Source organism: Pedobacter sp. L105 (genome assembly GCF_009765875.1).
Taxonomy (GTDB): domain Bacteria; phylum Bacteroidota; class Bacteroidia; order Sphingobacteriales; family Sphingobacteriaceae; genus Pedobacter.
Map to the genome: position 1 here is coordinate 23399 of NZ_LMUP01000011.1, position 13320 is coordinate 36718.

Annotated in this window: 4 protein-coding genes; all 4 read right to left on the bottom strand. The window is 43.1% G+C overall.

Annotated elements, in window-relative coordinates:
- Window positions 1-5 precede the first annotated feature (5 nt).
- The 4 genes from GSQ84_RS22595 to GSQ84_RS22610 all read right to left on the bottom strand — a co-directional run bounded on the left by GSQ84_RS22595 (window position 6) and on the right by GSQ84_RS22610 (window position 13044).
- Entirely contained in the window at window positions 6-3146 is a 3141-nt protein-coding gene (locus GSQ84_RS22595; protein WP_158799652.1) for a TonB-dependent receptor, read from the bottom strand.
- A gap of 51 nt (window positions 3147-3197) precedes the next feature.
- Window positions 3198-6050, bottom strand: coding sequence for a TIM-barrel domain-containing protein (locus tag GSQ84_RS22600; RefSeq protein ID WP_158799653.1), 2853 nt, complete (start codon window positions 6048-6050; stop codon window positions 3198-3200).
- Window positions 6051-6166: 116 nt separating this feature from the next.
- Window positions 6167-10357 (bottom strand): two-component regulator propeller domain-containing protein, encoded by a 4191-nt coding sequence (locus GSQ84_RS22605; RefSeq protein ID WP_158799654.1) that lies wholly within the window; start codon window positions 10355-10357, stop codon window positions 6167-6169.
- An 83-nt stretch (window positions 10358-10440) separates the two neighbouring features.
- Window positions 10441-13044 (bottom strand): PAS domain S-box protein, encoded by a 2604-nt coding sequence (locus GSQ84_RS22610; protein ID WP_158799655.1) that lies wholly within the window; start codon window positions 13042-13044, stop codon window positions 10441-10443.
- Between the last annotated feature and the right edge of the window lie 276 nt (window positions 13045-13320).

Here is a 13320-nt window from a genome sequence, read left to right on the forward strand (position 1 = left end):
AAATATTAGAATTTGATATTTGTACCCAGCAGAAAAGTTCTTGGTCTTGGGTAATATCCCACATCAATACCTGATGCAAAAGCATCCTGTACAATTGCCTGCCCGGTTGCACTGGTAGACTGAATGCCTCCGTAACCAATTTCAGGGTCCATACCGTTATACTTGGTAAAAGTGTAGAGGTTCAATGCGGTAGCATATATCCTGGCCTTTTTAAGGAAACCTTTTTTAATAATCGTACCCAGATCGTAACCCACAGTTACATTACTGATCCTCAGATAATCACCTTTCTGAACAAACAGATCTGAAAAAGTAGTGTGGTTGCGGTTATCTTCCGTCACCCGGGGAACCGTGTTGGAAGAACCCTCCCCATGCCAGCGATCAAGAATAGCGGTGGTATAATTGGCATACTGATTGGCTTCATTCCTGTACGACTGTACAATATCATTTCCGGCAACACCAGAAGCTACCACAGAAATATCAAAACCCTTATACGTTGCAGAAAGGTTAATACCAAAAGTATAATCCGGGTTTGGCTTACCAATTTTTGTTCTGTCATTGTCATCGATCACACCATCGCCGTTCAGGTCTACAAACTTCACATCACCGGGCTGGGCGGTAGGCTGGATCACCTTTCCTGTTTTCGATTTGTAATTCTGTACATCCGCTTCAGTCTGGAAGAGGCCTGCAGTTTTTAAGCCCCAGAAATAACCGATTGGATAACCATCCTGTGCACGGTAGAACTCTCCGGAGTTGTCATATAATTGTGCGGTAGAACCATGGATAATTCCGTCTGCTGTAGGGATCTGCCCCACTTTATTGTTGTTGTAAGCTCCATTTACACCAACGCTATAACCTACCTCGCCAATTTTATTTTTATAGCTAATGCCCAGCTCTATTCCTTTGTTGGTTACATTACCGCCATTGATAAATGGTGCTGCAGCACCTGCTGTAGCCAATATTGGCGCAGCAATCAGCCAGTCTTTTGTTTTTTTATCGTATAGATCGAAATTGATGGACAAGGCACCTTTTAACAAGCTGGCATCAAAACCGAAATCTGTCTGTTCAGAAACTTCCCATTTCAAACCCGGGTTGCTCAACCTGCTTGGATAAGCACCTGCAGTATTGTTGCCTTCCGTAGGACCAAAATTATAGTTCACATTGGTCAGCGTAATTGGTGCCAAATACTGGAAAGCAGGAATATTCTGATTACCTACCTGTCCCCAACTGGCGCGGATCTTCAGGAAATCAAGCCAGTCTTTCTGGTCTTTCATAAAACTTTCATTGGTTACTACCCAGCCGGCAGATATCGAAGGAAAATATCCCCATTGGTTCTGCGAAGAGAACCTTGAAGAGCCATCGGCGCGGAAAGTGGCATTTACCAGGTAGGTTTCTTTGTAATTGTAATTGATCCTGCCAAAATAAGACAGCCTCCTGTCAGGGTCAAAAGGCCCGCCACCAATGGTAATGCCGGTACTGTTTTTATTGGTGGCATTACTCAGCCATGAATGATCCAGGTCATCAAAGATCAGGTTGGTATTGGTTCCGTAAAGCGTACTTCCGTCAGCCTGATAGGCAGAAGTTCCGGCCAGTATTTCAAAATTATGGTTCTCTTTAATTTTAAATTTATAGGTCAGGGTGTTGTCCCAGATCAGCGACTGCCCTTTGGTCATCGATTGACTGGCTTTGGTTACTGTATTATAGGCATAGGTAGACAAGTTGTAAACCGGCAGGAAAGAATGGTAATCAGAAGAACTGTAATCCAGGCCCAGGCTGCTTCTAAAGGTTAAGCCTTTAAATGGCTGCACCAGCAAATAGATATCACCCAGCAAACGCTGTGTATTGCTCCTGTTCTGGTTATTATAAACAGCTAATGCATAAGGATTGGCTTCACCACTGTCCCAGGTAGACTTACTGTTGTCATAAAAATTACCTTTGGCATCATATACTGGTACAAAAGGACTGGTATTAAATGCTCCGCGTAAGGTATTGTTATACTGATTTCCAGTAGCTACGCCATTATTTTTAATGTCAGTGTAAGTTAAATGCTGTCCTACTTTTATAATGTCTTTATAAAAATTATGTTCGGTATTTACCCTGAAGCTGTAGCGCTGATAATTAGAGAGACTTGAACCGCCAACCACGCCTTCCTGATCGGTATAAGAACCACCCATAGAGTAAACTGAAGCTTCTGATGAACCAGAAGCGCCAAAAGAATAATTCTGCGTGATGGCATCAGGAACAAATAACTGGCTGATCCAGTCCGTTCCGCTTCCCATCGCTGCAATCTGCGCATTGGTGAAATAGGGTTGTTTACCACTATTTATCGCTGCCTCATCCATTATAGTAGCATACTGCTGAGAATTTAGCAGGTGGACCTTGTTGGCTACATTCTGCACACCTGTATAAGCATCAAAAGTAAGCTGCCCTGACTGTCCTTTTTTCCCTGTACGCGTAGTAACCAGTACCACACCGTTTGCAGCCTGCGAACCATATATCGCTGCCGATGCCGCATCTTTTAACACATCAATAGATTCTATATCTGCTGAATTTAAATAAGTAATATCAGCAGTTAATACTCCATCCACTACATACAGGGGACTTGCATTGCCGATGGTTCCCAATCCGCGGATCACTACGTTTACCGATCCACCCGGCTGACCGGAAGCAGTGGTGATCTGTACTCCTGGCGTTTGCCCCTGCAAAGCCTGTAGCGGATTGGGTGTACTTTGTCCCTGCAACACATCACCTTTTACCTGCACCGAAGCACCGGTAACGAGTTTCTTCTGCTGCACACCATAACCTACCACTACCACTTCATCCAGGTTCTGGTTGTTGTCTGCAAGGCTGATGTTATAGCTACTGTTTTGTGTAACGGTTATCTGTTTGGTTTGGAAGCCAATCGAGCTCACTACCAGCACATCCCCGGTAATGGCACTAATGGCAAATACACCTTCATTATTCGTCCCCGTTCCACCGGTTTTATCCTTTATTTTAACTACTGCGCCGGGAATGGGCTTTCCATCTGCCCCTACCACGGTTCCTTTAACCTGCCGCTGCTGCGCAAATAAGGCCTGGCTGCATACCAGCATAGAAATAAACACCAGCAAAAAGATGTTTTTTCTTTTCAAATTATAATTCTGTTTCATCCCGTTCATAAGATTTAGTAAATATTAGATGCATATATATTTGGTTTTTGTTTACAAAGAAATACGGGTCTGTTTTCCCGTGTATTTTAGAATATAGTCGGCTTTACCGTTAAAAATGAAGGCTTTAGCGGATTCTGGCGAAATAAAAATGACATTGATAGTTCTGAGTTTAAGCATTCCGGTGAAGGTTCCCTTACGGTCTCCTATGGTCAGCAGCTTAGCCTTTTCATCATAACTAAAGGTGATGGTACTGAATTCCCCCTTTTCATAATTGTAATTGGTTCCTTCATCTTCATACAAAGAGAAGGATGCATCTTTACCGGTATACACAAACAGCGTTAGCGGGTCGGCAGGTTTTTCTGATGTATATTGTAGCTCAGGTCCTGTAGGAATAATAGATCCTTCTTTTACAAAAACAGGCATCCTGTCATAAGGCGCTGCTGCGTTGATCTCCTGACCACCCTTGTAATATTTTCCACTATACAGGTCGTACCACCCCTGTCCTGACGGCAGATAAACTTCTTTTTTACGTGCTTTATATTCATGTACCGGATTGATCAGCAGCGAAGGGCCAAACAGATAGGCATCATCCAGATTGGAAGCTTTTAAGTCCTTCGGAAAATCCATCACCAAACCGCGCATAATGGTATAATCCTGCTGGTAACTTTGCCCTGCAAGGGAATAGATATAAGGCATTAGGCGATAGCGCAGTTTGCTGTAATACAACATACTCTGGTAAGCCGGATGATCTGCAGGTGCAATATTATAGATCTCGCGGTAAGGAAACTGTCCGTGCACCCTGAATAGCGGTACAAAAGCACCAAACTGATACCAGCGGGTGTTCAGCTCCCTCCATTCTTCCAGATCGGCACCCTGGGCATGCTCATAACGTGTTTCTACGGAGAAACCGCCAACATCCATGGTCCAGTAAGGCAAACCAGACATCGAGAAATTCAGTCCGGCACTGATCTGGTTTTTCATATCATACCACCTAGAAGCGATGTCACCGCTCCAGGCTGCAGCGGCATAACGCTGTAAACCCGCATAAGCAGACCGGGTAAGGATAAATACGCGGTTTACCGGATTAGCCTTCCGCTGCCCCTCGTATACGCCTTTGGAATTAACCAATGGAAAAGCATTAAAATAGGTAGTGGACGAACCTTCATAAGTTGGCGTCATCAGTTCTTTCCTGATCTCTACCGGCAAATTAGAGTGCATATCTGGTTCTGTAGCATCCATCCACCAGGCATCAATACCTTTGGAATACAACCTTTTGTTCATCAGGTTCCAGAAAGCAGTTCTGGCTTTAGGGTTAAAAGCATCATAAAAGGTATTTGAATAACCTTCTCCTATCCAATCTTTCCTGCCATCCTCAATATTCCTTTTAAACAGGAAATTGCTTTTATCAAAATCGTTGTAGACATCAAAGCCTTTATTAAACTTTGGCCATACCGAGATCATGATGTTTACATGTTCCTGATGCAGGGTATTGATCATTTTTTCGGGATGCGGGAAACGAGCAGGATCAAACTCCTGACTGCCCCACTCTGGTTCTTTCCAATAAGACCAGTCCAGCACAATATTATCTAGCGGGATCTTGCGGTCGCGAAATTCTTTAACCGTAGTTAAGATATCATCTTCAGTTTTGTAACGCTCGCGACTTTGCCAGAATCCCATTGCCCATCTTGGCATCAGGACTGCTTTGCCGGTTACCGTACGATAACCACTGATGATTTCATCGGCATTTTTACCAGCAACAAAATAATAATTGACGGCTTTGCCGGATTCAGAACTTAAGGCAAATGTATTTTTGATGGTCTCCGGAACAGGAGGCAAACAGGTTAAACCCAGGTAAGACTCGCCGCCATCGGGAGTCCATTCTATTTTAACACTTACCTTTTTATTTTTTTGCAGCGTAAGGTCTAACAGCGCAGCACCTGGGTTCCAGGCCTGACGCCAGTAGTCGGCCACTAGTTTACCGTCAAACCATACTTTAATATAACCGGCGTATTTCAGCTGAAACTGATATAAACCAGGCAAATCACTGGATAAACTTCCCACATATTCAACTATAGCATCTGCTGGTCTAATGCTGTCGGGGAATTTATGAAGATCTGTGAGCCAGTTCATGGAAATCTCTGATACCGGGCGACTGAATAAAACTGTAGCCGGAGATTTCCTGTTACTGTAATGGGCTGTTAACCATCCTTCTTTATTATTTTCGGCAAAGAGTTTCAGCGCACTGAGCGGCTGATAATCCCTTACATCTCCTGCACGGGTAATCGAGTAATTGTCCCAGAGCAATCCGTATCCTTTATTAGAAAGCACAAAAGGTATGGCGATATCTGTGTTGTATTGTACCAGATCTACCCTGCGTCCTCTGTAATTCATCAGGCCCTGCTGATGCTGACCTAAACCATAATAAGCTTCATTTTCCTGTGCCTCGAATAATTGCGAAACCTGATAAGAAGATTCACCATTAAAGATCTTTGGTACCAGTGCCAGATCAGGAACCTTACTCTGTGCCAGCAATAAAGTTCCCCGATGATCATAATATATAATAAGCCCTGTTGCAGTAGAAACTTCAACTTTTAAGGCCGCGGTACTCAGCGTAACGAGCTCTCCATCCTGCTGTACAGAAAACACGCCATCCGGGTTACTTTGTTTAATGGCCATCAGACTATGATCTGAAGGAAAATCATCAGTTGTAATTTCAGTCACGTGAATGATCTGGTCGGTTACGGGCTGAAGACTGATCTTTTTGATACCGGATATGGAATGCCTGATATCAATTTGTATACCTGAACTGGTCTGAACAAAGCTCTTGCTTTCCTGTCCGTTAACGCTAAGATGTAAAAGAATGCCACAGATAAAAATGACGGAGCTTACCCTAATTTTGTGCATAGAAATAAAATACTGTTTATAAATGGTTATTTTTATTTCTAAAAGTATAAGGATAAGCGCGACTGGAAGGCATCCAAATGATAACAATTGGGTATTCAAATGTTAACGAAACGGCTTTAAATGTATTCGGAGTTGTTTAATTCTTCTTTTTGCAGGGCGAAGACAGAAGGCAGGATACCAAATTCCTGTTTAAAATACTTGCTAAAGTGTTTGGGGTTACTGAAACCAACTTCATAAGCCACCTCAGCAATGGTGAGCTGCGATTTAAGCAGCAGTGGCTTAGCCTGCTGTAAACGGTAAGAACGGATATATTCTATGGGCGATTTACCGGTCAGCGGCAAAATCTTTTTATAGAGGCCTACCCTGCTCATATTCATATCTGCACTCAGCTGGTCTACGGTATAGGCGGGGTCTGACAGATGTTTCTCTATATGCAGCGAAAGCTGACGGATAAATTTATCATCAACCGATTCAATTTCGCGTTCTGCAGGCTTAAAATCAACCTGCTTACGGTAAGTCTTTTTGGACAAGGCCTGCTGTTGCAGCAGGTTCCGGATCTTAGAAAGCAGGATTTCAAAATTAAAAGGTTTGGTCATGTAATCGTTTGCCCCGGTTTCCAGACCAGTTAACTGCTGGTCTTCTGTGGTCAGTGCCGTTAGCAGGATCACAGGTACATGTGCCGTGCGTTTATCTGATTTAATCTTTTTACAAAGGTCTATCCCGTTCATCTCGGGCATGCTTACATCGCTCACAATCAGATCGGGGTGCAGCCCCAGTATCTTTTGCCATCCCTCCCTGCCATTGGCGGCTTCGGCAATCTGGTAATATTCCTTCAGGTTATCTTTCAGGTAAAACCGGAAATCCTCGTTATCTTCTACCAGCATCAACACCGGCTTTTTGCTTTTCCAGGAGAATTGTTCTACAACTGAAGGGGCCTTTAGCTCGGCAGTAATCAGCGATCGCTGAGAAGAAAATGCAGCATGCTGCGGCAGTGCCACGTTTTCCTCACTACCAGCAATGACTCCGGCTCCTGCCAAATTACTTTCTAACTCGGGGAAATAGAAAATTACCGTAAACGTACTCCCTTGATCTGGGACACTTTGCACACCGATGGTTCCACCATGCAGTTTTACAAATTCCCTGGTGATAGATAAACCTATCCCGCTTCCCTGGTTCACCATTGAATCGGGTACATCGTCCTGGAAAAAGCGATCAAAGATCTGCGACTGTTTATCGGCAGGTATGCCGATACCGGTGTCGCTTATTTTCAGCATCAACTGGGTTTGTCCGGCTGCGCTTGTACCTGCTTCCAGCCTTACCTTCACCTGCCCTCCGTTAGGAGTAAATTTAAAGGCATTGGACAGCAGGTTAAAGATGATCCTTTCCAGTTTATCGTGATCAAAACGGGTAACCAGGCTTTTCCTGTTCGTTATAAAATCAAGACAAATATTCTTGCGGTCGGCCACATCACTAAATGACCACGACAACTCCTGAATAAACTGCACCACATCTCCTGTTTTGGGGTGCAGCTTTAACTCCTGCACTTCCATCTTCCTGAAATCCAGCAGTTGGTTTACCAGGTTCAGCAACCTCCTGCCATTGCGCTGGATCATTTGCAATTGCTGTTTGTCGGATTCAGGAGCCCTTCTAATAAGTTTTTCCAGAGGTGTGATAATCAGTGAAAGCGGCGTGCGGAACTCATGGCTCACATTGGTCAGGAACTTGATTTTCAACAAATCCAGATCATGCATCCTTTTGGCCTGCTGCCTTTCCTGTTCTACCAGAAATTCCTTCTTTATCCGCCGGATACCTCTGCGCCTAATCAGCAATAAGGTACCACCGGCAGCCATCATATACAACAGATACGCAAAGGTTGTCCTCCAGAAAGGAGGTAAAATCACAATGCCCAGCCGGGTTTCATTGTTCACCCAGTTTCCAGACGCATCGGTAGACATCACCTTGAACACATAATTTCCCGGATCAATATTGGTATAGGTTGCCCTTCTGCTGTCATCCTGCAATTCCTGCCAATGGTGATCAAAACCTTCCAGCATATACCTGTACCTGATCTTTTGCGGATTGAAGAAATTAAGTGCCGCAAAAGCAATGGTAAACCCGTTCTCGTTATAATGCAGCTGCAGTTTTTTTGTCAGGGAAACCGATTCTTTTAAAACTGTATGACCATCCACTTTTTCACCGATCCTGATATTACGGTTGGATATCTGCAAGCCCGAAAGTACAATTACAGGTTTAGTCCTGTCATTTTTTATCCGCAGGGGCTGGAAGAGGTTAAAACCATTTGCACCGCCAAACAGCAGCTCCCCCGACCTGGTTTTATAACCCGCATTGGCATTAAACGCACTGCCCTGTAATCCATCCTGTTCATCATATTTCCTGAACGCATAGCTAAAATCTCCTGTTTTGTTTTTCGTGACCAGGATATTAAACAAACCATTGGAAGTACTTAACCAAAGGTTTCTTCCTGCATCTTCTACTATTTTGAGGGTAGCTTTTTCAGTTAAACCATCTTTAGCGTCAAAATTCCTGAAATGACCGCTATGCGGATCGAACCTGCTGATCCCATCGCGGGTAGCTACCCAAATAAAACCGTAACTGTCCTGCATCAGGTCGTACACAATATTATTGATCAGGCTGTTGGGTTGCCCGGCCTTACTTTGATAATGTACAAAATGACCGTCTTTTTTTAGCTCATCAATACCATCTGAGGTACCTATCCAAACATTACTTTCATGATCTTCAATCAGGCAGCAAATATAATCTGAGCCAATGCTATTGGGCTGATGCGCCCGATGGTGACTAAACTCACCGTTTGTCCTGTTCAGCTGATCCAGCCCTCCGCTCAGTGTTGCCACCCATAAATTACCACGGTGGTCTTCCAGGATATCCCATACCCTGTCATCAGATAAACTTGCCGGGTCCTGGACATTGTGTTTATAGTGCCTGAAATACTGCCCGTCAAAACTATCCAGCCCGCCAAAATAAGTCCCTATCCATAGTTTTTTCTGCCGGTCGATGTATAAGCTGACTATAATATCATTACTGAGGCTATTTGGCTGGTCAGACTGGTGCAGGTAACGTTTAAAAATTCCTGTTGTCCTGTTCAGATAAAAGAGTCCCCCGCCATTGGTTCCAATCCAGATATTTCCTTTTTCGTCTTCCGCAAAGCGGTTTACGTCTTCATAGGTTAAACCTTCCGCGTTCCCGTCCTGGTGCCTGTACAGTGGAAATTTTAGTATTTTTTCATGGTAAAAACTCACTCCTTTTTTGAACGTTCCTACCCAAATGATTCCCGAAACATCTTTATACATACTCAGTATGCTATTCTGGCCCAAGCTTTTAGGGTCATACTCTTTACTCACCAGGTACCTGATCGTAAAATCTTTTTTATTCAGGAGATTAATCCCTCCATGATCAGTACCTATCCAGATCAGCCCATTGGCATCCTGCAGGATACTATTGACCAGATTGTTATTTAATCCGCCCGGTGTTTTATCGATAAAGCGTTTTTCGCCGGTGGCGGGATCATAATAACTTACACCTTCCTGCTGATTGAGCTTGTATACCCACAAAGCCCCGGACTGATCGATAAACAAACGGTAATCCTGCGAAACAACATTTTGTTGCTGAGGGAACAAATTGATACGTTTTTGTACCCTGTCTAAGCGGATATTGAGCATTTCGATGGTTCTATCGCTGTGGATCACCCAGATGTTTCCTCTGCTATCTTTCTGCAATGCCGCTATCGCTGTTTGTTTCAGGGAAAAGCTTTGCTTTCCATCACAAAGCAGATGATGCGTTAATCCGGTAGTGGTATTGTATTTAAATATGCCTTCGTCAGCGGCATTGAACCAGAAGTTACCTTCATCATCTTTGATCACATCACGGATCACCTTAGCCTGAATGTGCAAGCCTTTCAGGTAGCCTTTAACATTCCTGACGAAAGTTTCCGTCTGGGGATCATAGATATTTGGGCCGCTGCGGGTTTCGAGATATAGCTTATTGTCTGGCAGCTGATAAATGCTGGTGATAAAATCATCGGTCAGCGAGGTGCTGTCCCTTGGGTCATGTTTAAAAATCTTAAATTCATAACCGTCATACCGGTTAAGACCGGAAAGTGTGCCAAACCACATAAAACCTTTGGCATCTTTCAAAATGGCATTTACCTGGTTATGAGACAGGCCATTGGAGATATCAATGCGGGAAAACTGAATCTGATCCTGCTGAGCAACAGCCAAAGAGGATAATAAACAGCCTATAAATAACAGGAAGAGTCTCCGGTAACACATCGGTTTATATCTGGTATAACGAATTAGCAGCAGCTGCCAACCGACTAAATATAGAATTTTTGTCCTGATTAATAAAATAAAGTTTAAATCGGTATCGTGAAATAAAAGGTACTGCCATTTCCTTCAGTACTTTCCACCCATATTTTGCCATCGTGTTTTTCCACAAAATCACGGCAAAGCTCCAGACCGAGCCCAGTGCCCTTTTCACCTGAAGTTCCATAAGTGGTATAAATGGAACTTTTCCTAAATAACTGACCAATCACCTGTTCGGATATTCCATTTCCTGTATCACTCACAGCAAAAAGCACATCCTTTTCACGGGACTGAGCAGTGACAGTAATATGTCCCTTACGCGTAAATTTGATCGCATTGGATACCAGGTTACGTATAATAGCATCCAGCATATCTTTATCGGCAGTAATTGACAAGCCACTTTCAATAGTTTCTATCAGTTCAAGGCCTTTTTCATGTGCCATAGGTTTTAGCCGCTGTATACAGGTAAGCACCTGCATCTTTACATCGCTGATCAGGACGGGATTAAAATTATGGGAATTAAACTGGTTCGCTGCCCAGTGCAGGAGATCTTCCAGCAATTCATTGGCATTGGTAAGACCTAATTTCATTCTTAAGAGGTATTCGGTCAATTCTTCTTTTGTGGTATCCTCCATATCCATCAATGCCAGCTCAGCCAGTTTTAGACTGGCTGCAATAGGATTTCTAAGATCGTGCCCAATTACAGAAAGCAGTTTTTCCCGGTGGTTATTCAGGGCCTGCAATTCTGTATTCAGCAGGGTGAGTTCATTTTGCTGCTTTTTCCGCTGTGTAATATCACGGATACTGCCTTCAGAACCTATTACCACGCCATCCTGAATAATCAGCCTCGCATTTACGGAAGCATACACCAGATCTTTGTTTCTGGTTTTTAGTTTCACCTCAAAATCTGTCACGGCAAAATCTGCTTTTAAGGCTTCGACAATCTTCTCCCTGTCTTCCCTGTAAAAATAAAAATCTGATACAGGGTTTCCTATGATATGATCCCGCTGATAATAAGAGTATCTTTCCACTGAGGGACTGATCTCGGTAACAATCCCATTCTGATCGGTGCGGTAATAGATATCCTGTATATTCTCGAAAATCTCACGATACTTTTCTTCGCTAACCGCCAGGGCATATTCTGCTTCTTTGATCTGGGTAATATCATAATTGATACCCAGCAAGCCAATAATTTCACCGGCCGTATTGAATAAAGGAATTTTGGATGTCAGCATATAATTTACTGTTCCATCTGCTTTTTTATCGACGGTTTCCTTGCTGATGATAGATTTGCCGCTTTCAAATACATGCTGATCTTCCTCCAGCCAGATTGCCGCAGAATCAGCCGGAAAAAGATCAAAATCTGTTTTTCCAAGCAGATCATTTTCTGATGAGCCATTCATATAGATGATCTCAGAACGGTTAACCATTGTCCGCTTGAATTCCCTGTCTTTTATATATACGCTAATGGGAAGGTTATCTATCAATGTGCGTAACAATTTACGTTCGTCACTGATCATCAATCGGGTCTGCTCTTCCGCGCGCTGTCTTTCTGTCAAGTCTACAATCACCAGGTTATTGTAGATGATTCCCTCGCTATCTGTATAAATTGTAGCCGAAATCTGGCAGGGGAAGTGTTCCCCGTTTTTACGGATTCCGGTTAATTCCATATTTACTTTGCCAACGGTATGCCTGGTGAGCATAAAATTTTCAAAATCCGGGTGTTGACGATCAAGCAGGTCATGTCTTCTTATCTGATGAAACTCTTCCAAAGTATAACCAAACATATCTGTGGCCGATTGATTGGCTTCGATCACTACGCCTCCAGGGATGATCAGCAAAAATGCGTATAGTGAATTTTCAATCTGCGAGCGGTATTTAATTTCACTATTGGCCAATTGTATCTCCTGTAATTTTTGCTGCTGAATATCCTGAAAGGTACCATACATACGGACACAAACTTCGTTTTCAAACTCAGTGGCAGCTTTAGTTCTTACCCAGAGATCTTCGCCTTTTGCTGTTGTGAGTTCAATTTCCAGTTCATACCCCGTACCGCTTTCCACTGCATTAATAAAGTTTTTAATCAGGTTATCCTTTAAAGTCCCGGCTTTGAAAATGTCAATCGCTGCAGTAAGCTGTGGTTGATAGTCATCTGCCACCCCATAGATCTGTTTAGTAACCGCAGACCAGAATAACTCCTTTTTTTTGAAATCAATTTCCCACAAACCTAAACGCGCATCTTCATTGGCCTGCTGATAAAGATCAAGACTTCTTTTTAGCGCTGCCTGCTCTTTCCTGCAGACAGTAGAATTTTTGAGATAAATGATTATTCCGCCAATAGCTCCTGTATCATTAAGCCAGGGTTGTATATCCCATTTCAGCCATTGTAAACTGCCGTCCAGGGAAACGACCTCTTCCCCATCCCCGCTACTATGGTTTCCTTTCAAGGCTTCCAGGTAAAGTGGCATCCATTGCGGACCTATTTTAGGGAAAACCGTAAGAAAAGATTTGCCAGACAGATCGCCCTCCAGCCTAAAATCACTAAGCCACTGAACTGAAGCAGTGATATAATTCAACTGGCCATCCAGAATAGCTACAGCATAAGGGGCGTTCACTATGAGGTGATGAAGGGATTTTGGTATACAACCTGCCATTATTTTTGTTTTGATAAAATAGCCTTTACGAACTTTTATAGGGTTCTATCAGTTATATTATAATATTCTTTTAGTGAGTATAACAAATTTATTACAATCATGCCAAGATACAAACTATTATGAATAGAATATTTTATCATTGTTAAAAGACATGACGACCTGCAACAAGGGAAATAAGCCAGCTTTATGCCGCCGGCTAATCATGCCAATAAGTTTAAATCTGAAATAAGTTTCCATCTCAATTTATTACACATTCATTTGATGAGTAGTCAATAC

Coding starts and splice junctions, on each gene's coding strand:
- GSQ84_RS22610 (WP_158799655.1), bottom strand. CDS start 13,044: ATGGCAGGTTGTATACCAAAATCCCTTCATCACCTCATAGTGAACGCC.
- GSQ84_RS22595 (WP_158799652.1), bottom strand. CDS start 3,146: ATGAAACAGAATTATAATTTGAAAAGAAAAAACATCTTTTTGCTGGTG.
- GSQ84_RS22600 (WP_158799653.1), bottom strand. CDS start 6,050: ATGCACAAAATTAGGGTAAGCTCCGTCATTTTTATCTGTGGCATTCTT.
- GSQ84_RS22605 (WP_158799654.1), bottom strand. CDS start 10,357: ATGTGTTACCGGAGACTCTTCCTGTTATTTATAGGCTGTTTATTATCC.